Here is a 20808-nt window from a genome sequence, read left to right as displayed (position 1 = left end):
CCCAGGGCCCGTGGACATCAGTAGGAGAAGTCGAGCTAGCCACCCTGCGGTGGGTGCACTGGTGGAACACCAAACGTCTTCACGAGGCGTTGGACTACGCCACCCCACAAGAAGTAGAAACCGAGTATTATCTCACCGAGCCCATCAACACAGGGCCGTAAAAGAAGCGGAACCAAACCCAGGACGCTTCAAAAAGGAGAAACCAAGTCCGAGGCCAAATCTTTAAAGATTCTGGAGCAGGGAGACACAGAGAATCCACTCAGTTCAGAGGCAATCACTATGTCGAGTGCTACGCCGTTAGAGATGGGGTTCTAATTGCGCGCGGTCACGTAGACGTCCCCATTCTTTAGGCTCCAGAGCTCGCTCTAGCTGTCTGGACTTGATCTGAGCATCGAGCAGCCGAGAGGTTCTGGGCAACGCGGGGCGAGCACCACATCGCCCCCCTGCTCCGGCTACCGGAGCGGAATCTCCTCGAAGAAACTCGGGTCGGAGGCAAGTTGGACAAATAGATCCGTCGGCTGAGCTTCTTCAGGCGTGAGCGATACCCAGGTCATCTGCTTCGTCTCGCCAGGGGCAAGCATGTCACCGCATTGCGGGTTGCCTGGTACGCGCTCCAAATAGCCAGCATTGCCCAACGCAGAGCCATTGGACGCGATCTGAACTTCAAGGTCTTTACTGCATGCTAGGTCAACGGCTTCTGCGGAGTTATTCGTCACGTCTGCCGTAACGGAGACCTGCTTGAAGCTTTCGTACTCCGGCATTACGACTTCAGCGACGTTAGACGGGTCGGCTACGTCGATAACGTTAAGCACGAAGTCGCCAATCTCGTAACCGGCTCGTGCCGTCTCCTGCGACTGAGACGAGGCTGTTTCCGTACCGGAACACGACGCGAGGAACATTGCGGAGGCCGCTGCGAGGGCGACGATAGTTTTCTTCATGCCAGCAGACGTTACCCACTCAGTAGAAAGTGCGAAGCTGTAGGTTGAGTGACGGGCAGACGGACATGACCGGTCGGGCCCGGCCCCCGGAAAGTAGACACCATGGGGTGGTGAAATTATGGGGCTTACTCTAGCGCATTGTTACGCGGCGGGCGCTTCGTACTCTGTGGGGGTGAGATACTTGCACCAGGAGTGTCTTCGGCTGGTGTTGTAGCTCGCGCACCACGCGAAGACATCTCGCCGGCAGACGAGCTGGTTGGCAAAGACTTTCTTGTCTTTGAGGACCTCTCGTTTCAAGGTGGCGTTAAACGACTCCGCCAGTGAGTTATCGGCACTGGTGCCCACTGCACCCATCGACTGGGTGACGTTGAGCCTGCGACAGGTGGCCTGAAACTGCGATGAGGCATAGACACTTCCGTGGTCCGAATGAAAGATCGCCCCGGCAAGACTCCCTCGGGTGTGGTGCGCATGCTCGAGCGCTTCCTCGACAAGTTCGGTGCGCATGTGATCTGCGATAGCAAAGCCAACGAGCATCCGGGAATAGCAGTCAATCACCGAAGCTAAATACATATTCGACCCGTCCGCGATCGGCAGATAGGTGATATCGCCAACCAGCACCCTATTTGCAGCCGGGGCTGTAAAGTCCCGCTTGACCAGGTCAGCAAACACCACGCGATTGGGCTCACGCCTGGTGGTGGTGATCTTGCGTTTTTTGGTGTAGCCACGCAGGCGAAGCTTCTTCATGATCCGGGCGATGCGCTTATGGTTGACCGGCCCGTTGTCATTGTAGGCGTCGTTATGCGTCAGCTCTGCCACGATGCGTTTAGCACCGTAGAGCTGGTCTTTGTCATCGAAGACCGCCTTGACCTTCGCCCCTAGCATGGCGTCGTCGATCAGTCGGCGGTGCCGCTGGGCGCTGCTGGCCTTCCATTTGTAGTAAGCGCTGCGATTGAGCCCAAGGACGGTGCACATCCGCTTGATCGAGTACTCGGTGCGGTGGTCATCGACAAACCGAAAGCGGATCACCAGTTTGTCTCTTCCATGAAATATTTGGCCGCCTTGCGCAAAATATCGCGTTCTTCTTTTAACCGGGCGTTTTCCTGCTGTAGCTGGCGTACCTTTTCGGCATCCGTGAGTTGTTTGGCACGATCAGCACGTGAAACCGGTGGACTCTGGGTCTTTGCACCGGTGCCGTACGTGTCGACCCACGTGCGAAGCGTGGTGCGGTAGATCCCTAAGTCCTCGGCTGCGGCCTTGAGCGAGAGATTTGGATCGTTTTCGTACATCGCGACCGCGTCGCGCTTGAACTGATCCGAATAAACCTTCCTAGGCATGGAGGTAGATTACCTTTCCCCGACCCAACATGGCCGAAATCAGAGATGGCTACCAAACAGGGGTCAGGTCCCCGAAAGAGTTCGGGAACCTTTTGCCAGAGCCCCCTTTCCGCCTACTTTTGCTCGATTTGTCTACTTACATGGCATTTTCTTTCCCCCCCCAACCCGGTCCCAAAATGACCCAAAACTGACCTATCGGGTCGTGTGACGGCTTCTTTGCGCACATCGACGATCCGCCCGGCGACCTGCTTGGGTACCGAGTAATGGGCCCCATCGACAGTGATGTGCAAATTTCTTGGGCGACTTTGGCGCTTTTCCACTCGGCACGCTACTTTAGTGTGTCCGGTAGCGCACCGAGAACCTCGCGTTCACTGGCATCACAAGCCTCGCGTTGACTGTACTGTCAGCCTCTAAACAGCGTGGCGGGGCTGATCCCCTCGACCAGTTCGCGGATGCGGAAAATGGGCTCGTCGCAATCGACGCATTGGTAGTCCGCCAGGGCGTGGATGACTTTCTGGGTGATGATTTTCACCCCGGGTTCCACACTCGCTTAGTCATTAGTCCGCTTCGTCCTCGTCGGCGGGGCGTCGGTATTGCGGTGCTACATAAACTCCTCATCGGTGGAGATGATCCGCCAGTTTCGGTCAGCAGCACTGATTGCGTCCGATGCAGTGGAGGTGTTATCAGGCACGATAACCTCGGCGATACCGCCGAAGGACTCGAGCATTCGCCTATGCACATCCAGCCACGAATCTTGGCGTTCGTTCGGGCACGCCACGGCAAACTGCATCCTCGAATACGGCAGCGACTCCAAGAACACCTTGAGCTTGACACCTTGCCCGCCAGCGAGGTCGAACGGGCACATTGTCGTTCCCGCCCAGCCCACCTGCATGGTACAACCGAGAACATGCGGGATTCCGGCGGTCACGCCCACGATATCAACATCCTGGTCCACTGACTGGCGGAAGCGCTCGTGACTGCAATACCGGTGCCCCGCCCCACAACACCTGTAATGTCACCTTGTTGCAGCCGGTGCGAGCTATGACCGAGGCCTGAAAATGAGTCGAGACAAAATCACCCTGGCCGCTGCTTCGGCCGTCGACGAATATGGCATCAAGTTCGTCGGTGGTTAAACCTCCAACCTACTCAACCGTTGTAACCCCATGTGAGCGAGGTAGGACGTTCACGGCTACGAAATCGCAGTCGCAATAAGCTGAAGACGTGCCCGGTCTCGCACGCGGCAGACAGTCAAAACACCAAAAACGACTCCGCGTAAATTCCTCAGTTTGTTGTTGCCCTACTCACCCATGTTGCGCTGGCCGTAAAACGCCTACCTATCGTCTCATATCGGTGAGGTTACCTCCCACTGGTAGCGCTTTTTCGCATGCACTACCATAATCAACCCCGAGGTGTCCCTAAATGGGACACCGAGAGCGCCGCCCACCGTTTGGTCTTCTCGCGGGCTTATTTTAACGAAACAGACTGAAATTCGAGGAGCTCTTCGGGGTCGGCCCCCAGCGTCGAACATGTGTTGGAATCTATCGAGAATCAGAGGCGCCGTGCCCACCGTCAGGTTGTATTCGGAGAAATGTTGCACATAGTCGTCTAGAATTTGCCTTATGCGTAAACCAGAGGGGCCAAAACAGCTCTTACTCAGCAACGACGAAGGCTTCAGTGTCAGGTACCTGGGTGAAAACCCCGAGTACCACGAGATGTACGCTGACCACCTTGCGCAAGCCCTCCAAGGCATCAGTGAAATGGTGAGCATCGCGCACAAGACGCTATCCCCTGAAGATGCACGCAAAGTTCAGGTAAAAGTCAATGCCCTTGACTCTGGCTCCTTTGTGATCGGCTTCCAGTTGTTGCTCGACGGTCTCGAGCAGATTCATGGTCACACCGTGCAGTCCCTAGCCGCCCCAGGGACAGTCGCTGCCATCAACCTCTATAACATTCTCAAGGGCGCAATCGACGTGGTGAAATGGGTCCGTGGACGTACTCACAAGGCTACAACCGACGGCGATACAACGACCATTACAACTGAAGACGGAGAACAGAAGCAGGTGTCGCCAGTCATCTACAAAATTGCAGGTGATGCTCATTTCCACGGGGCGTTCATCCAAGCAACGAAGCCATTAGAAGACACCGAGTACAACCGCGTGGAGCTCCAGACGTCCTCTGGCCGAGTTGTAGGGGAATTTAACGAACAGGAGCGCGACTACCTGAGCGATCTCTCAGAGGAACTACGCGTACTGGATGTCTGGGTGGAAACACCCCAGCTCGCAGCCCCTCATCGCAAGTGGACATTTCGGCACGGCGGCCAGAGGTTCAAAGCCGAGGTGCTTGACATGCGCTTCCTCGACGAGGTTGACAATGGCGACATTCATATAAACGCTCGGACGAGGCTGCGGGTTCGTCGACTCGAGCAACGGATCGTGCAGACTGACGGGAAGATAAAGACGAACTATTTTATCGTGCAAGTGCTAGACGGGACCGACGACCGCTAAGTCTTACGCGGTGGCGCTTCGGCCTGCTGCCTCACATTCACACTAACCCAGCCACCCCAACGTCGCGTCAGCACCTGGTCCACTCGAGACTATCCCTATGGAAAAGTTCAACCAGGCCAACGTGCCGGAGAAAACCTGGGGCTAACAGGCCGACAGAGGCACTTCTACACCGGCACAGCCAATGACATTCACAATATTTATGTTGCGCGCTCTAGTCGCTTTGAAGTGCCCGACGACAACCCCAAATTCTTGCTGTCCACTCGAGCTCCCTCAACGCCTTGGGCGACGTGAGAGCGCATGGGTCGTGAGAAGAAGGCTGCGGTGTACTTCGTCAAGTGGAACCGCATCAAGTCCGAAGTCGACCCCGGCGCAAAGAGCGGGCCTAAGTTCGTGCAAACTGCGTACCCCCGGCGAAGGAGACCGGCGAAACGAACTACCAGGCTGCTCAGCATGACTTTCCACCACAGTCTCATCACCACGCATCCCGACCGAGACGACAAGGGTGCGCCCGCGCCTGCAACCAAGCTCCAACTTGCCCTCGAGTTCGACTGGCAGTAACTAATTCGCCTCAAGGCATTACCCGCCGCTACCGCGACAGCTCACGATTTCTCACCGACGACGTGGAGCCCCGCGAGGTTCCGTAATACGACATCGACGAGTTCCTCCATCTGCGTGAAGCATGCACCGCCCAGCAGACAGGTCTGTTGGGCGTGGAAGGCTAGACGTGGGAAAAGCTCAAACGCTGGTGGCGCACTGCATTGACTGACCATACGGGTCTTGCCCGCAAGGCTGGCAGCCCCTGAAGCCCCGCAAGAGGACGAGGAACGAGAGTTACTCGACTTCGCGGAGCTGCCGGACTGCTTTGAGGTTTAAAGCGATGACGGCGCGACCTACTACGTCAGGTTTGGCGCTTACCACAAGGCCACTGAAACAACGAGGATGCTACGCGCGGACGGTGTTCCGGCCGTACTGTGTAAGATAAAAGCGCCGACCGCTCCCGGTCTAAGGTTGCCTGTCCGCACGACTAAAGAATCTGCCAACCAGGAGGAGTGACGTCCTTCTCTGGGTACAACCCCGTGCCGCGCCTTTTGGTCTGCCGACCAGAGACCCGGTCCAGCATCCACCGCGGTACGGGGCAAGTACTCACGCTCCTTCTTGTCCACTGGTCGACGGCGTTGGTACTCAAGGAGATCGGACACTATACTCGCTGCCCTCGTTGAGTTTTCGTCTCGCGAAGACCTACCAGCGGTTGACAAACCCACAGTTCTAGCAGCCCGACACAGCCAGGCGAATAAGCCTTACTGCTCCTTCCGCACCGGAAGCTGCTCCACTCCTGCCTGGTTCAAGCAGTCCCGCACCAGCGACCTCGCGGTGTCAATGAGCGCAGCGTTCGCGGTAACGCTTACCTCCGCCTCGACCGGACTGAACGACTCTAACGGCAGCGGGTCATCGGAGAAGTACCTCATGTCTTTCGGCTGCCACAACACCAGCGGCTTGTCTTGGTCCCACTCAACGCTGCAACGCACGGTGTAGTCGGTGTTGCCGGTAACACCTCCGTAGTGGCGAACAAGCGCCAAGAGGTCGCCTACTAAGCAGGCAACCGCATGCGTGGACACTATCTGGTCTTGCGTCGAGAACGTCACCTTGTCCAGCCGCGACAGGACGGTGACAACCCCGTTTTCGTGCAGCTCGACATACGCGAGCAATTCTTGCGTGTCGTACTGCTTTCCCGAAAACGTCCAACACTTCAAACCCTTGCGGTAATTCGAGGCAGTCGCCGGAGACACCGACCCGTTGTATTCCAGGCGCAGCGGGTCGTCATAAGCGGCAAACCTTGCCACAGTCGCGTCACGCTGAGTAACGTCGCCGTTTCTTGCCGGGTACGTCGGCACCGCAACACCGACACCCCAGAAGCCGTCACTAGACCGCTTCGTGGCCACCTTGCTATACACCTCGTCTACTTCACGAGACGAGGCTTCTTCCCGTTGAAAACGCAGCCGGTACAGGTTCGCAATCTCAGGCTCACTCAACCAATCGGAGTGACTCCCGTTACGAGTAGGCGCAGCGAGCGCCGTGGCGTTTTTCTTTTCGGTGAAGTACATATGCGGCACTTGCTTACTGGCCGGCACCACGACGACGAATGCTTCGTGTTCGGGATGCTCGACCCGGTGAAACTCCACGCCCCGCAATGGCGGCGAAATGTAATCGGTGGCAACAGAGCGGTAGGCCTGCTCCAAGCCGGGGGGAATAGTCGCCGGCACTGACCCTTTTACCGGCGTGGTCTTTCATGTCGGACAGCTCACCCACGCCGTAAACAATGACCCCACCACCGCTGTTCGCCATAGCGCACAGGTCCTTCTTCACGTCGCTCTCAGGCCGAGTCGGCTTGCTGTCGATCTTCTCTTTGAAGTCGAGGTCTTGCCGCTCCGCAATGCGCTCCTCGACCAGCCGGTCGAGCATCTCGTTTGTGAACTCGTCGGTAGGCGCTATTCCAAGCGCTGAGTGCAAAGCGGTGAACATAGGTTTCATTGTACGATGCGGTTTCGGCGGTTCTGGCTCCCTAGCAACGAACACGCAGCACGTTCAAAGTCCCTCGCCCCGACCCCCGCAACGCACCCCGCCCCGAGCCCCGCCCCGTGTCGGCAACCGTTCCGACTAACGTGTCGGACTCCGAAGCGGTGAGCACGCACCCGAAACGGCAACCGGGTCGAACACCAAGGCGGCTCCCGAGACGAGCCCCACCGGACGCCGAGACGTACTCCGGGGCGGTGGCCGTGTCGCACTCCGTTTCGACTCGTCCGCTCGGGTCGGAAACCGAGACGGGCACCGGGGCGGGGTTTCCGTGACGGCTTGTTGAGACGGGGTTCGGTTCGGAAGTCGCGGCGGGACTCGATACGGGGTTTCCGTTGCGGGGCTCGGTTCGGTTTCCGGGACGGTGGGCGTGGCGGGGGTGTGCAAGGAAGAGTCAGAAAACGTGTAAGCCGCCGCTTCCGCGGCGGCGGGTCTAGAAGGTTGGGGAGTTTACTGAACGTCCCCCGCTGACCTGCTCAAATAGGTCAACGTGGGCTGCTTTTTATCCGCGGACGTTGCTGCCAATCACCGTCGGCAGGACTAGCGGCGACTCACCGAGCAGCGCCTCCAGGTTGCCGTCGCGCTCGACCGCGCTCGTCACCGCCTTCACCTTGGCGTTCGGCTTCCCTTTCTTGTCGGCACCGCGGGACGCACCCATGGGCCCGGCCGCCATCGCGCCGCCGCGGCTCCCCGCCGCGTTACCACCGGTGCCGCCCGCTGCGCCCTGCGTGAGACCGGGTGCTGCATTCCCGCCCGCGCCAGGCATGCCGTTGCCAACTCCGGACAGCGGGCGACCCGCCATCCCGGCCCCTGCACCCAGTGCGCCGCCGATGCCCGCTCCGGCCGCCCCGGCGCCAATGGCGCCCGCCGCCGACGCCGCGGAGCCACCGACTTCGCGCGCAGCATGACGCCCGCCGCCGACGCGCCCTGCGCCGCGACCTCGTGTACCTGCGCCCATCGGCCCGGCGGCTGCGCCACCAGCACCCGAGCTGGCACCGCCGCCCGCGGCGATGGTTTGGCCGGGCGCGAACCCGCCGGCAGCGCCAGCGCCCGCTCCAGCACCGGCGCCTGCCGGGACTGGCATCGCGGCGCCGCCCAGGGGCGCGCCGCCGGCCGGGACTGCCCCGCCGCCGAATGCGCCGCCGGGCTGCGGGGCGATCTGCCCGAGCCCCGCGGAGGCGGCCTGCGTTGCTGCGGATCCGCCCGGTGCCTTCGCGGCCACCTGCTCAAGGACCTCCGGGTTTGGCATCCCGTACTCGGCCACGACGTGGGCTGGCGTTGCTGCGTTCCCGAGCGCGGAAAGGCCAGCGGCGGAGAAGGCGTCGCGAAGCGTGCGCGGCAACGGCGAATCCTCGAATGCGGCAGCCACCGCTTCTGGCATGTCCGGCACCGCAAACCCGTTGCCCGGGATGGATCCGAGGTCAGGCAGCAGACGGTCAAAGACTGGGACCACCGGCTGCAGCGACGCGGTGAGCCGCGGCGGGAACACGCCCAGGTAGGAGCGCTCAAACGCGAGCCGCGACGGGCCCGGCAACCCCGCGTACACGGACATCGCGCCGTGTGCCATAAGCTGCTCCGCGCCCGCGACCTGCGCGAGGCCCGCCGCGTGCCCCTGCATCGCGACGGACCTAGCGACGTATTCTTGGCCGACGCGGGCGACGTCGCCAAGCTTATCGACGGCACGCGCCACAAACTCAGTATCCGCCGAATCAGCGAGCATCGCGGCGACCCCAGGCAGCTGCGCAATCACCGACTGGATCAGCGCCGCATTCTGGCCCCAAAACGCGGCCGCCGCGGTGGCCTGCGCAACCTGCGTGGTCATCAGCTGCCCATGGAGCACGGGTAACGACGCCTGCGCCCCAGCCGTCGGCCGTGGATTAGAAAAGTTCTTGGCGTTGTCATAGTGCGACATCGCCTGCGTCATCAGCCCAGACACGGCCCCCGCGCCGCCGGAGCGCTCCACCACGCCGATCGAGCCAAGAATCCCTGCGACGGAGTTGTCCGCCCGCGCCGTGTTCTCGGTGCTCACGCGGAGCACGTCGGCAATCGTCTGCAGCCACTCCCCCAGCACGCGGTTCGCCTCGGGCGCCGACGTGGACGACACCCGCGAGTGCGTCCGCCCCGCGCCGTCCAAGCCGGAGACCGGCGAGAAGGCGGCCATTCCGTTGAACAAGCCGTTAACTCCGGTGTTGCTGACCGAATCTGCAAGTCGTGTCAGCATCGATGCAGAATTGAGTACTCTTTCAACATCTAGATTTATTCTGTTCCCCATGTTTCCCCCCATTTAAATATGTTCCCCTAATACATAGTTAGCGTGAAGCTCCCCCGCTTCACTGTTCTCTAAAATATCTCAGACTCGGCCCTTTTGCTACGTTCCCGTCATCCATTGTTTATCGAGCGATAAAGATTTGAGAGTTCATTAACGGCCACTTTACAAGGGTCAATTCTATCTTTTTTCAAACCGCTTACGCTTATGCCTATAGACAAACCGCCTCTTTGCGTGTCGACTTGGGCGATGCACATATACGGGTTAACGGTGGGATTTTTGAATGTATACATCCCATCAACGCTTGATTCCACAAAAGAAAATTCATAATCAGCTGCGTTGGCAGCATCATTTGAGGTAGTTCGAGCCGCAATAACCGTTCGAGTAACAGCTGGCTCAGGCTGGTCGGTTCGACATCCCTGCGCATTTCCGCCAGACAGCGCTGGTTCGTTCTCCACCCCCGTAATCCCCGCCGCAGCAAATTCCGCTTCGGAGATCTCGGTGCAAGGATCGAAGAGGTCGTCGCCAAGCGTTTGCGGATCAAAGTCTCCGAGTTCGAGAGTCCCACTTTCGAAATGGAATGCCGGAACCTCGGTAGTCCCCGGACTTGAAGCTGCTTCAGCCTCGGCGTGCTGTTCGAGCACCGCGTTCTGGTCGCCGCACCCCGCGAGAAGCGTCGCCACCAGTACCGCGCCAATCACAATCGTCTTATTCTTCCCCATCAATCCCCCATTTTGATCTGCTTTCAGACGTCTCCATTATGGCCGACTTCTGTGACGTGCGCTACGCAAAACGGTTGCGATCGGCGTTGCGCTCTGCGGCCGCAGAGTGACATGTTCCATAAAACGGACCTACGCAAGGCCCAACTGGCAACAACCACCGCACCAGTTACAAAGACGTGGGGTTGCCCGCGGTCAAGTCCCGTGGAGTGGTGTAGCCGTCTAACTTTCGGCTCGGTTTGAAGTTCAGGGTTGGGTTAGGCGGCTAGCTGGTGTTGGTCACCATGGTTGTCTCCTGTGCGGTGCATGCGGTGTTTGGTGTGTTCGAGTGCGGATAGGGACATGGAACGTTTTTGCTGGGTCGTCCGTACAAGCGGACAAAAGCGAGCAACAACAGCAGAATCAAGATCACACTTCGACCGCGCACAATCACCTAACCGTTAGTGCTTCCGTTCTTCACCGGCGAGCGTTCCACGGGCTGGGCCGCCACCGCGCAGGCGCAGCTCTTGGGCGTCACTGCGGCAACCACACCAGCCGACCTGTGGCGGGGTGTGTTTGAAGGCATCGCAATGTCGTATCTGCGCGTCTACGAGCAGCTCAAGGAGGCAGGCGCGCTCCCCGATCGCGTCGTGGCCTCCGGTCGTGTCACGGCCGACCACCCGACATGGCTGTCGGTGCTCGCAGATGCGCTCGGCTGCGAGGTCGTTCCCCTGGAGATGAAGCGCGCCACTCTACGTGGCACCGTGCTCATCGCGCTGGACGTCGTCGCCCCCGAGGTGCGGCGGGCAACCCCGCCGTTCGGGCAAGGCCACCGCAGCGTCGATGCACACCGCGAGTACTTCAGGGAGCTCCGCGACCGCTTCGAAGCGGCGCATCGCGCGCTTGTCGTGAAGTAGCTTTAAAATCAGTCTGATTGTCCCAGTACTGATCTCACAAGGGAGCTCCGTTGGCACGCCACGCAACCCAGTCCTCACCGTCTCCGCTGCGCACGGCGCGCGGCGTGCTCGCAGCGTTCCTCGCGATTGCGGGCGTCGTCACCGTAGCCGGGCTCGCACTACTGTGGCCGGGCGGCAAGCACCCGGAGGTCCTGCCCGGGTTTGAGCAGACACAGACGTCGACGGCTGAAACTGTGAAGGCCACCGTCATTGAACATTCGGTGGCTCCCTGTGGTGGCGTCGCAACGCCAAACCACCCTGAGTGCGACTTCCTACGCGTCGAGCTCGAATCCGGGGGAACCACAACCATCGAGGCTGCCCAGCAGCCGGGCACCCCAGAGCTTTCGGTCGGCGACCGCGTAGTGCTCTCAGTGCACCACAACCCTAAGACTTCGTATTCTTTCCTCGACATGGACCGCTCGGTGCCGCTCGGCCTGTGGCTCGCGCTCACGCTGCTGGTGGTGGTTGCCGTTGGGGCGTGGCGCGGCTTGCGCGCAATCTTCGGTCTGCTGTGCACCTTACTTGTCATCTTCGGCTTCCTAGTCCCCGGGCTTCTGCTCGGCTACAGCCCCGTGGGGCTTTCCCTGGTGACGGGTGCCGCGGTGCTGTTCCCTGTCTTTTTTGTTGTGCACGGCAGGAATTGGAAGTCCGCGTCGGCCCTGGCCGGCACCCTGACGGCGCTGGGGCTTGCGGCGCTCGCGGCACACCTCGCCATCGACACGACGCAGCTTCGCGGGCTTGCCGACGAAAACAACCTCCTCATTCACATGTACCTCCCCCAGGTGCAAGTGCCAGGGATCATGCTCGCCGGATTCATCATCGGCGCGCTCGGCGTGCTCAACGACGTCACCATTGCACAGGCCTCGACGGTGCAGGAGCTGTACGAAACTTCGCCCGATGCGCGGCCCCGCGCCGTGTTCGCCTCCGCAATGAAGGTCGGCCACGATCACATCGCCTCGATGGTCTATACCCTGGTGCTGGCATACATGGGCGCTGCCCTCCCGCTGTCGATGCTGCTCCAGGTCGCCGATCGTCCCCTCACGCAGGTGCTCACCTCCGACGTGGTGGCCACCGAGATCATGCGCTCGAGTATCGGCGCGATCGCATCAGTCCTGGCGGTGCCGATCACCACGGCGATTGCGGCATGGACGATCCGCGCTCCCCAACCCACACCGTAATGTTGCTAGAGTCACGGTTGTGACTACTTTCAATCGACGCCGCCTCCTTCAAACCACCGCACTCGCAGTCGCGGGCGCAACCCTTGGCTCCACCGTGCAAGCCCACGCACAATCCCGCATCCTCGGCACCGTGATCGACTACTCAGCGGGCGTCCCGTCCGGCGCAGCCGTCAAGGCCGCCGGGCACATGGGCGCGGTCCGGTACGTCTCCCAACCCCGCCCCGGCGCGGAATGGATGAAAGGCAAGCCGGTCACCATCGGCGAGACCCAGGACTTCGCCGCCAACGGTCTGGCTACCGCGTCGGTCTACCAGTTCGGGCGGGCGGAGACTGCGGATTGGAAGGAGGGGGCGGCTGGCGTCGCTAAGCATGCCCCGCAGGCGATCCGCCTCCACCAGGCTGCGGGCGGACCGAACGGCCGGCCGGTCTACATCGCGATTGATGACAACCCCACTCGCGACCAGTACGTCAACCAGATCCGCCCCTACCTGCAGGCATTCCAGCTCGCACTGAAGGCGGCCGGGCTGCTCACCGGCGTGTACGGCAACTACAACGTGATCCAGTGGTGCGTCGAGGACCGCATCGGCTCGTTCTTCTGGCAGCACGACTGGGGCTCCAACGGTCGACTGCACCCCAGCGCCAGCATCCACCAGAAGGCTGGGTTCGTCGGCACGGTGGGCGGCGTGCAGGTGGACATCAACAACGTGTACGCCTCCGACTGGGGCCAGTGGACCCCGGGGCGCGCAAACCCGCTGCCGGTCCCGGACATCAACGCGCTGGTCCAGGGGTCGAGCCAGCTCTCGTCGCAGGTGGATTGGCGGCGTTTCCTGCCGTAGGCGGGGGCGTCGATAGGCGAAACCGCGCTAGGGTGAGTCCCAGGTACACCGAGACTCGGGAGAATCATGACAGCGTTGCGCGAAGGACAGATCCAGCGTTCCTACATCGTGGCTGACCGCGGGGAGCGGCCCATCATCCGCGGGTGGTTCCACCTCGTTGCGGCGGCGCTGTCCGCGCTGTCGTCGGCGGTGCTCATCACGTTTGCGTGGATGACGCTGCACTGGCATGAAGCGCTCGGCGTCACCCTCTACTGCGCGGGCGTCGTGCTCCTCTTCGGCGTCTCCTCCGCGTACCACCTGGTGCCCTGGCGGACCTCGGAGGCCGTGCAGTGGTGGCGGCGGGCGGATCACGCGACGATCTCCATCTTCATCGCCGCGACGTACACACCACTGTGCCTCATCGTCTTCGCGCCGAAGACCGCAGCAATCATGCTCACCGTGGCGTGGCTTGGCGGCGTGGGTGGGGCAATCCTCAACCTGGTCTGGATCAACCACCCGCGTTGGCTGGACGTGGTGGTCTACGTTGGGCTCGGCTGGATCATCGTCCCGCTGATCCCCACGCTGTGGCACTCCGCGGGCCCGGCCGTCGTGTGGCTACTGTTCGCCGGCGGGATCGTCTACACCCTCGGCGCGCTCATCTACGGCTTCAAATGGCCCGGCCGCACCGCCCGCTACTACGGCTACCACGAGCACTTCCACACGGCGACGATCGCCGCTGCCGTCTGCCACCTGGTAGCGATCTGGATGGTCGTGGTGCAAGCCGGCTGAGCGCATTTGCAGGCCAAGGGTTGGTAGCCTCTCCCCCATGACCCCAATCGTTCTCGTGAGCCTGCAGCTCATCGGCATCGTCGTCATCGTCCTGGCCGCGTGGTTCCTCGGCAAGAAGCTCCTCGGCTACCCGTGGTCCGCGCTCGGATGGGGCGTCCTCGCGTTCCCCCTTTCGCAGGTATTCCGCTTCCTGCTCATCTACCCGGTCAACTTGCTGTGGGGAGCTATTTTCGACGCCCACACAGCCCTCATCGCCACAACGCTGACCCTCATCGCCACCTCCGGCCTGTTCGAGGAGACCACCCGCTGGGTGGTCATGCGCTTCTGGGCCAAGCGCACCCGCGCCTGGCGCGACGGCGTCGGCTTCGGCCTCGGCCACGGCGGGATCGAGGCACTCCTCACCATCGGGTCTGCGAGCATCAACAATATTGTCCTGCTCCTCGCCGCGGACCAAATCCTGGAGGCCGTCGAATCGCAGCAGAACCCTGAGGCCACCGAAGCAGTCAACCAACAGATCGACGCGGTTCACAGCATCACCGCCGCGCTGGCAGGCATGAGTCTCTACGAACGCATCCTGGCCATCACCCTCCACGTCGCCATGTCGGTCCTCGTGCTGCGTGCGGTTCGCGAGCACCGCTGGGTCCTGTGGCTCGCCGCCGTAGCCATCCACATCGCGTTCAACTCGATCGCGGTCGGCATGATGCAACTCGGACCGGCGGCGATGTACTCCGCTATGACCGTCAGTACGCTCGCCCTCCTGTGGGCACTGCTCAAGGGGCCGCTGTCGCGCAAGGCCGTCGAGACGAAGCCAGCGGAACCCCCGCTGGCCGCTTAAGCTCTCTCGTGTGAATCGACGTACCGCGCTGCTGACTATCGCCTCCGGCCTGGCGCTCGCCGCCTGCGAGGCGGAGCGAAGCACGCGCCCCGTCCAGCGGACCTCGCGCTCTTCACAGCCGAGCCAGACGCAGACGAGTCAGCCACGGCCGAGCACGCCCGCCGCGCTGCGCTTCCCCTCCCCCGCCGCCTACGCGGACGCGCAACCGACGCAGTTTGGCATGCACTTGCCGGGGATCACGGATTTTCTCCCCACCCAGCCCCCGCTGCGCACCCTCGCGCTCACCTTCGACGCGTGCGGTGGCGAGGTGGACCACGCGCTCGTGGATACCCTGCGCGAGCTCCGCGTCCCCGCCACCCTGTTCCTCGCCGGCCCGTGGATCAAGGCGCACCCGGACTTCACCCGCGAGTTGGCCAACGACCCCCTCTTCCAGCTGGAAAACCACGGGGCCCGCCACCTCCCGCTGAGCGTGAACGGCCAGCACGTCTACGGCATCCCGGGCACCGCGAGCCCCGCCGAGGCGATTCAGGAGGTCGCCGAGAACGCGGAGACGCTGCGCGCCTTCGGGGTCAACTCCACCTGGTTCCGGGCCGCCACCGCCCACTACGACGACATCGCGGTGCGCATCCTCGCCGACAGTGGCGCGCGTATCGCCGGGTTTGCCACCAACGGTGATTTCGGCGCCACCGCCTCCCCCGCCCAGGTCACGCAGCAGATCCGCCACGCTCCCGACGGCGCGATCGTCCTCATGCACATGAACCACCCGCAGTCGGGCACCGCCGCCGGCGTGCGCCAGGCCATGGAGGAGCTCCACGGCCAGGTCCGCTTCGTCCAGCTCGGCGAGGGCACCCCCGCTTAACGACGCCAACGCCGACCCAACTTCAACGTCAGGCCGGCGTCGCACGCGGATGGAGTGTTTTGTGTGGCTAGTGGTCGACCGGAGCCTCCACGCCCACACCGGTCAGGGAGCGGACCTCCATCTCGGCCTGCTTCTCCTCAAAGTTGTCCGGCTTGCCCATGAAGGTGCCAATGATGCCGGCAAGGAAGCCGAGCGGGATGGACACGATGCCCGGGCTGGACAGCGGGAAGATGGCCCAGTCGGCGTTGGGGAACATCGCGGTCTCCGCGCCGGAGACTGCCGGGGACAGGAAGATCAGCACCAGGGCGGAGATGAGGCCGGTGTAGATGGACACGACCGCGCCGGTGGTGTTGAACCGCTTCCAGTACAGGGAGAACAGGATGGTCGGCAGGTTTGCGGACGCCGCGATGGCGAACGCCAGGGAGACCAGGAACGCCACGTTCTGGGACATCGCCAGGATGCCCAGGATGATCGAGACGATGCCCAGGATCACCACGGTGATGCGGGAGACGCGGACCTGCTCGTCCTCGGTGGCCTCGCCGTCACGGATCACCGAGGCGTACACATCGTGCGCGATGGACGCGGAGGCGGTGATGGCCAGGCCGGAGACGACGGCAAGCACCGTTGCGAAGGCGACCGCGGAGATCAGCGCCATGAAGAAGGAGCCACCCAGCTCGAACGCCAGCAGCGGGGCCGCGGAGTTCGCACCGCCGGGAGCGGCGAGGATGCGGTCCGGGCCGACCAGGGCTGCGGCTGCGTAGCCCAGCACCAGGGTGAACAGATAGAACACACCGATGAGCACGATGGCCCAGGTCACGGACTTGCGCGCTTCCTTCGCGGTGGGCACGGTGTAGAAGCGCATCAGCACGTGCGGTAGGCCCGCGGTGCCGAGCACCAGGGTGAGGCCGAGCGAGATGAAGTCAATCTGCTTGGTCAGGGTCGCGCCGTACTTCAGGCCCGGCTTCATAATCTCTTCGGCTTCGTAGCCCTTCGACGCCAGGTAGTCGGAGGCGGCGTGGGCGCTGATCGCATCGTCGAAGAGCGTGTTCATGCCGCCGCGGATCTTGACAAACACCAACACCGTCATCACGGCAACACCGGCGACGAGCAGCACGGCCTTAATCATCTGCACGTAGGTGGTGCCCTTCATACCGCCAACAAGGACGTAGACGATCATGATCACGCCGACGATGCCCACGCAAATCGCCTGGGCGGAGTAGCTGTGCAGGTTCAGGAGGACCGAAACCAGCGAGCCCGCGCCCGCCATCTGGGCGATGAGGTAGAACAGCGACACGAACAGGGTGCCAAACGCCGCGGCGACGCGCACCGGCTTCTGGCGCAGGCGGAAGGACAGGACGTCCGCCATGGTGAAGCGGCCGACGTTGCGCAGCGGCTCTGCCACCAGCAGCAGGGCGACGAGCCACGCGACGAAGAAGCCGATAGAGTACAGGAAGCCGTCGTAGCCGCTCAGCGCGATGGAGCCCACAATGCCCAGGAAGGATGCGGCGGAGAGGTAGTCGCCCGCGATGGCCAGGCCGTTCTGGGTACCGCTGAAGGAGGAACCACCGGTGTAGAAGTCGGCGGACTCGCTGGTCGTCTTACCAGCGCGGGTCACCACGTAGAGGGTGACGATGATGAAGATGGCAAAGACCGCAATGTTCAGCAGCGGGTTGCCGGCGCCGTCCGCCTCTGGCGCCGCGAGGATGTATTCCTGCATGTGTTAGCCCTCCATGACTTCTCGGATGTGAGCCGCGCGCGGCTCCAGGTTTTTGTTCGCCCACTTCACGTACACCCAGGTGATGAGGAACGTGGTGAAGAACTGCGCCAGGCCGAGCCACAGCCCGACGTTGAGCCCGAGGAAGGGCGTGGCCATTGCCTCCGGCATCAGCGTCGCCACGACCACGAAGACGAGGAACCAGAGGAAGAACGCCACCGATACGGGGAACGTAAATCCACGGAACGTCTTGCGGAGGTCTTGGAATTCGGGACTGCGCTGCATAGCCACAAATTCGTCGGGGGTGGGTTCCCGACGTTGTGGGATGGAAGTCGATCCAGTCACGGCTTCTATCCTTTCTTGTCTTGTACAAGTTCACGAGTGCTCTATTTGCAATGTCTGCAGAGGCGGACCAGCACGGCTTGCAGCATCATGGTGTGCCACCTTCAACTCGACACTCTGGATGTTACCTACCCCACACGCGGGCCATGTGTGATTACCAGATAACGTTTTCGCACCAACGTGATCCCAACCCCCAAAACATGCTTTTAGCAGGAAAAACCAATGATCATACGACTACCCCCGTACAGCGCCCCTCTCCCGCCAAAACTCGCAGCGAAAAGGACCTACCCGTCATCGGGTAGGCCCTCCGTGTGCGCCGTGTGCGCTGAGTGGACAGCTACTCCACGTCTCCGGGGAACGTCAACGGATCGCCGGACATACGCTCACCTTGCACGCCGTCGAGGGCGGCCACGTCGGCGTCATCAAGCTTGACGCTCAGCGCGCCCAGGTTTTCCTCCAAGCGCGCGGGGTTCGCCGTCTTCGGCACGACGGACACGCCCATCTGCAGCAGGTACGCCAGCACGACCTGGGCTGGCGTCACGCCATGCTTGTCCGCAACGCCGGCGATGGCGGGGTCGTCGAAGTTCTTCCCGCGCGCCAGCGGGGCCCACGCCTCGGTGACGATGCCGTGCTTGGCGTGGTACTCGCGCAGCTCCGGCTGGGTGAACCCGGCGTGCAGCTCGACCTGGTTGAGCACCGGCGTAACACCGGTGGCCTTTGTGATCTCGTCCAGGACCTCCGGGTAGAAGTTGGCCACGCCGACGGACTGTAGCTGGCCCATCCCCTGGAGGTGCACCAGCTCCTCAAAGGCCGACACGTAGAGCCCCTTCTGCGGCCACGGCCAGTGGACCAGGTAGAGGTCGATGAACTCGAGGTCCAGACGCTTGAGCGACTCCTGGTATGCGGCCGCGACGCGGTCCTGGTCGTCGTTCCACAGCTTGGTGGTCACGAACAGGTCCTCGCGGGTGACATCACCGGCCGAGATGGCGTCGTTGAGCGCCTTGCCCACGGCCTCCTCGTTGCCGTAGAAGGAGGCGGTGTCGATGTGACGGTAGCCGAGCTCGATGGCGCGGCGGATGACCTTGTTCACGTCCTCGTCGGAAAGCTTGTAGGTGCCCAGGCCGAGGAGCGGGAAATCGTAGCCGTCGTTGAGCGTGGTGACTGGGATGCGCATGCGTGGTCCTCTCTTAGCGGACGTCGATCAAGTCGATGACAAAGACGAGGGTACGCCCAGCGAGCGGGCTGGGGGCACCCGCAGGACCGTAGCCCTTCTCCGGCGGGACGATCAGCTCGCGGCGGCCGCCGACCTTCATGCCGGGGATGCCCTCCTGCCAGCCTTCAATCAGGCCGCTGAGCCAGAACTCTGCCACGCTACCGCGGTCCCACGAGGAGTCGAACTCCTCGCCAGACTCGTAGAACACGCCGAGGTAGTGCACCTTGACGTAGCCGCCTGGCACCGCTTCAGCGCCGTCACCGACAACGAGGTCATTGATGACCAGGTCTTTCGGCGCCGGCTCGTTCGGAACAGTGATGGTCGGCTTTTCCATGTATGTGAATTCTCCTTGAAGAAACAATCGTGAAAATGCGAAACCGCCGAGAACGGTTTTCCCCGAAGTATAAGGGAAATCTCATTCTCGACGGTTATCCGCGCCTGCTACCTGCGTTTTTCCTATCGCTGGTCGCGCGGGATGAAGTCGCGCTGCTGGTAGCCGGTGTAGATCTGGCGCGGGCGGTTGATCTTGGTGTTCATCTCCAGCTGCTCGCGGTACTGCGCGATCCAGCCCGGGAGGCGGCCGATGGCGAAGAGGACCGTGAAGAAGTCGGTCGGGAAGCCCATCGCACGGTAGATCAGGCCGGTGTAGAAGTCCACGTTCGGGTAGAGCTTGCGGGAGACGAAGTAATCGTCCTTCAGGGCGATCTCCTCGAGCTTCATCGCCAGGTCAAGCAGCTCGTCGCCGCCCAGGTGCTCGAGCACCTCGTGCGCGGTCTCCTTGACGATCGCGGCGCGCGGGTCGTAGTTCTTGTACACGCGGTGGCCGAAGCCCATCAGGCGGACGCCCTTTTCCTTGTTCTTCACGCGGTTCATGAAGTCGGTGGCGTCGCCGTCGTGGTTCGTCTTGATGTCCTCGAGCATCTCCAGCACGGCCTGGTTTGCGCCGCCGTGCAGCGGGCCAGCCAGCGCGTTGATACCGCCGGCGATGGAGACGAACATGTTCGCCTGCGCAGAGCCGATCATGCGGACGGTGGAGGTGGAGCAGTTCTGCTCGTGGTCAGCGTGCAGGATCAGCAGCTTGTCCAGCGCCTTGACCAGGACCGGGTCGACCTCGTACGGCTCGGTCGGGTAACCAAACATCATGCGCAGGAAGTTCTCGCGCGCGTTGAGTGAGTTATCCGGGTACATGTACGGCTTACCCTGCGATGCGCGGTAAGCGTACGCAGCCAGCATCGGCACCTTTGCCATCAGGCGCACGGTGGCCTTGTCCAGCTGTTCCTCGTCCAACGGGTCGAGCTGGTCCTGGTAGTACGCGGAGAGAATGTTCACCGAGGAAGCCAGCACTGCCATCGGGTGCGCGTTGCGCGGGAAGACGTTGAACGCCGCCTTAAAGTCCTCATCCAGCAGCGTGTGGTGGCGAATCTCGGTGTTGAACTTCTCCAGCTCATCCGTGGTCGGCAGCTCGCCGCGGATCAGCAGGTAGGAGACCTCGTTGAAGCTGGCGTTGTTGGCCAGGTCCGCAATGTCGTAACCACGGTAGCGAAGAATGCCAGCGTCACCGTCAATGTAGGTGATCTTGGACTCGGTGGAACCTGTGGAAACGTAGCCCGGGTCGAAGGTCACCAGGCCGGTCTCGCTGAGCATCTTGCCAAGGACAACGCCGTCGTTACCCTCAGAAGCCTTCATGATGTCCATCTCGTACTCGCCACCCGGGTAGTGGAGTACCGCCTTCTCGTTGTTCTCAGTAGCCACAGTGTGCCTTTCCACGATTGATCGCGTTGTTCGGCGCAAGCCGAA

At 62.0% G+C, this 20808-nt stretch carries 20 protein-coding genes and 2 pseudogenes; 9 read left to right on the top strand and 13 right to left on the bottom strand.

Annotation, left to right across the window (positions count from 1 at the left end; all coding sequences use genetic code 11):
• On the top strand, window positions 1–161 hold a 161-nt coding region (locus FPP74_RS11140), incomplete at its 5' end, for an integrase core domain-containing protein (RefSeq protein WP_144717423.1).
• 12 nt (window positions 162–173) lie between these two features.
• Window positions 174–350, top strand: a pseudogene (locus FPP74_RS11135) (nucleotidyltransferase); the annotation flags it as partial.
• 102 nt (window positions 351–452) lie between these two features.
• On the opposite strand, the gene FPP74_RS11130 reads toward FPP74_RS11135, so the two are convergent.
• The 4 genes from FPP74_RS11130 to FPP74_RS11120 all read right to left on the bottom strand — a co-directional run bounded on the left by FPP74_RS11130 (window position 453) and on the right by FPP74_RS11120 (window position 3200).
• Window positions 453–938 (bottom strand): hypothetical protein, encoded by a 486-nt coding sequence (locus tag FPP74_RS11130; RefSeq protein ID WP_144718546.1) that lies wholly within the window; start codon window positions 936–938, stop codon window positions 453–455.
• A 141-nt stretch (window positions 939–1079) separates the two neighbouring features.
• Window positions 1080–2272 (bottom strand): IS3 family transposase gene (locus FPP74_RS11125; protein WP_144718542.1). Its coding sequence is split into 2 segments (ribosomal slippage): window positions 1080–1984 and window positions 1984–2272, totalling 1194 coding nucleotides; the frame shifts between segments, so codons are not numbered across the junction.
• Window positions 2273–2675: 403 nt separating this feature from the next.
• Window positions 2676–2804, bottom strand: coding sequence for a hypothetical protein (locus FPP74_RS12460; protein WP_255456143.1), 129 nt, complete (start codon window positions 2802–2804; stop codon window positions 2676–2678).
• Window positions 2805–2873: 69 nt separating this feature from the next.
• Window positions 2874–3200, bottom strand: coding sequence for a transposase (locus FPP74_RS11120; protein WP_144718539.1), 327 nt, complete (start codon window positions 3198–3200; stop codon window positions 2874–2876).
• Window positions 3201–3891: 691 nt separating this feature from the next.
• On the opposite strand from FPP74_RS11120, the gene FPP74_RS11115 reads away from it, so the two are divergent.
• Window positions 3892–4776, top strand: a complete 885-nt coding sequence (locus FPP74_RS11115; RefSeq protein WP_144718536.1) for a hypothetical protein — start codon at window positions 3892–3894, stop codon at window positions 4774–4776.
• Between the two features lie 1298 nt (window positions 4777–6074).
• Here the strand turns inward: FPP74_RS11115 and FPP74_RS12315 are convergent.
• The 4 genes and pseudogenes from FPP74_RS12315 to FPP74_RS11100 form a co-directional block, all read right to left on the bottom strand.
• On the bottom strand, window positions 6075–7013 hold the full coding sequence (locus FPP74_RS12315; protein ID WP_255456141.1) for a hypothetical protein: 939 nt from the start codon (window positions 7011–7013) through the stop codon (window positions 6075–6077).
• A gap of 73 nt (window positions 7014–7086) precedes the next feature.
• Window positions 7087–7236: pseudogene (locus FPP74_RS12560) on the bottom strand (RNA-binding domain-containing protein); the annotation flags it as partial.
• A gap of 613 nt (window positions 7237–7849) precedes the next feature.
• Window positions 7850–9568: a hypothetical protein gene (locus FPP74_RS11105; RefSeq protein WP_144718531.1), complete on the bottom strand. Its 1719-nt coding sequence runs from the start codon at window positions 9566–9568 to the stop codon at window positions 7850–7852.
• Between the two features lie 158 nt (window positions 9569–9726).
• The gene (locus FPP74_RS11100; protein WP_144718528.1) at window positions 9727–10335 is read right to left on the bottom strand and encodes a DUF3558 family protein; all 609 of its coding nucleotides are present in this window, start codon (window positions 10333–10335) and stop codon (window positions 9727–9729) included.
• Window positions 10336–10775: 440 nt separating this feature from the next.
• Here FPP74_RS11100 and FPP74_RS11095 point away from each other — a divergent pair, with 440 nt between their 5' ends.
• The 6 genes from FPP74_RS11095 to FPP74_RS11070 all read left to right on the top strand — a co-directional run bounded on the left by FPP74_RS11095 (window position 10776) and on the right by FPP74_RS11070 (window position 15742).
• The gene (locus FPP74_RS11095) at window positions 10776–11228 is read left to right on the top strand and encodes an FGGY-family carbohydrate kinase (protein WP_144718524.1); all 453 of its coding nucleotides are present in this window, start codon (window positions 10776–10778) and stop codon (window positions 11226–11228) included.
• Between the two features lie 50 nt (window positions 11229–11278).
• Complete coding sequence (locus FPP74_RS11090; RefSeq protein ID WP_095554368.1) at window positions 11279–12445, top strand: YibE/F family protein; 1167 nt, start codon at window positions 11279–11281, stop codon at window positions 12443–12445.
• Between the two features lie 19 nt (window positions 12446–12464).
• The gene (locus FPP74_RS11085) at window positions 12465–13280 is read left to right on the top strand and encodes a DUF1906 domain-containing protein (RefSeq protein ID WP_095277124.1); all 816 of its coding nucleotides are present in this window, start codon (window positions 12465–12467) and stop codon (window positions 13278–13280) included.
• A gap of 66 nt (window positions 13281–13346) precedes the next feature.
• Entirely contained in the window at window positions 13347–14048 is a 702-nt protein-coding gene (locus tag FPP74_RS11080) for a hemolysin III family protein (RefSeq protein ID WP_095554369.1), read from the top strand.
• A gap of 37 nt (window positions 14049–14085) precedes the next feature.
• Window positions 14086–14883, top strand: a complete 798-nt coding sequence (locus FPP74_RS11075) for a YhfC family glutamic-type intramembrane protease (protein ID WP_144718520.1) — start codon at window positions 14086–14088, stop codon at window positions 14881–14883.
• Window positions 14884–14893: 10 nt separating this feature from the next.
• Window positions 14894–15742, top strand: a complete 849-nt coding sequence (locus FPP74_RS11070; RefSeq protein WP_255456140.1) for a polysaccharide deacetylase family protein — start codon at window positions 14894–14896, stop codon at window positions 15740–15742.
• A 67-nt stretch (window positions 15743–15809) separates the two neighbouring features.
• Here the strand turns inward: FPP74_RS11070 and FPP74_RS11065 are convergent, their stop codons facing one another.
• The 5 genes from FPP74_RS11065 to FPP74_RS11045 form a co-directional block, all read right to left on the bottom strand.
• The gene (locus tag FPP74_RS11065) at window positions 15810–17459 is read right to left on the bottom strand and encodes a cation acetate symporter (RefSeq protein WP_095546008.1); all 1650 of its coding nucleotides are present in this window, start codon (window positions 17457–17459) and stop codon (window positions 15810–15812) included.
• Between the two features lie 3 nt (window positions 17460–17462).
• The gene (locus FPP74_RS11060) at window positions 17463–17741 is read right to left on the bottom strand and encodes a DUF485 domain-containing protein (RefSeq protein ID WP_095535787.1); all 279 of its coding nucleotides are present in this window, start codon (window positions 17739–17741) and stop codon (window positions 17463–17465) included.
• 394 nt (window positions 17742–18135) lie between these two features.
• Window positions 18136–18972 carry an aldo/keto reductase gene (locus tag FPP74_RS11055; RefSeq protein ID WP_095548535.1) on the bottom strand — a complete coding sequence of 279 codons (837 nt, stop codon included), beginning with the start codon at window positions 18970–18972 and terminating at the stop codon, window positions 18136–18138.
• Between the two features lie 13 nt (window positions 18973–18985).
• Window positions 18986–19345, bottom strand: a complete 360-nt coding sequence (locus FPP74_RS11050) for an FKBP-type peptidyl-prolyl cis-trans isomerase (RefSeq protein ID WP_095277137.1) — start codon at window positions 19343–19345, stop codon at window positions 18986–18988.
• A 122-nt stretch (window positions 19346–19467) separates the two neighbouring features.
• On the bottom strand, window positions 19468–20781 hold the full coding sequence (locus FPP74_RS11045) for a citrate synthase (protein ID WP_144718549.1): 1314 nt from the start codon (window positions 20779–20781) through the stop codon (window positions 19468–19470).
• Window positions 20782–20808: the final 27 nt, after the last annotated feature.

This window comes from Corynebacterium sp. NML180780 (genome assembly GCF_007786415.1).
Taxonomy (GTDB): domain Bacteria; phylum Actinomycetota; class Actinomycetes; order Mycobacteriales; family Mycobacteriaceae; genus Corynebacterium; species Corynebacterium gottingense.
The sequence above is the reverse complement of the archived record's forward strand: the minus strand, read 5'-3'. Positions and strand labels throughout refer to the sequence as shown.

Bases quoted from the DNA above. Each gene is read 5' to 3' on its own strand.
- FPP74_RS11130 (WP_144718546.1), bottom strand. From the start codon at position 938: ATGAAGAAAACTATCGTCGCCCTCGCAGCGGCCTCCGCAATGTTCCTC.
- FPP74_RS11115 (WP_144718536.1), top strand. From the start codon at position 3,892: ATGCGTAAACCAGAGGGGCCAAAACAGCTCTTACTCAGCAACGACGAA.
- FPP74_RS11105 (WP_144718531.1), bottom strand. From the start codon at position 9,568: ATGCTGACACGACTTGCAGATTCGGTCAGCAACACCGGAGTTAACGGC.
- FPP74_RS11100 (WP_144718528.1), bottom strand. From the start codon at position 10,335: ATGGGGAAGAATAAGACGATTGTGATTGGCGCGGTACTGGTGGCGACG.
- FPP74_RS11080 (WP_095554369.1), top strand. From the start codon at position 13,347: ATGACAGCGTTGCGCGAAGGACAGATCCAGCGTTCCTACATCGTGGCT.
- FPP74_RS11075 (WP_144718520.1), top strand. From the start codon at position 14,086: ATGACCCCAATCGTTCTCGTGAGCCTGCAGCTCATCGGCATCGTCGTC.
- FPP74_RS11065 (WP_095546008.1), bottom strand. From the start codon at position 17,459: ATGCAGGAATACATCCTCGCGGCGCCAGAGGCGGACGGCGCCGGCAAC.
- FPP74_RS11060 (WP_095535787.1), bottom strand. From the start codon at position 17,741: ATGCAGCGCAGTCCCGAATTCCAAGACCTCCGCAAGACGTTCCGTGGA.
- FPP74_RS11055 (WP_095548535.1), bottom strand. From the start codon at position 18,972: ATGCGCATCCCAGTCACCACGCTCAACGACGGCTACGATTTCCCGCTC.
- FPP74_RS11050 (WP_095277137.1), bottom strand. From the start codon at position 19,345: ATGGAAAAGCCGACCATCACTGTTCCGAACGAGCCGGCGCCGAAAGAC.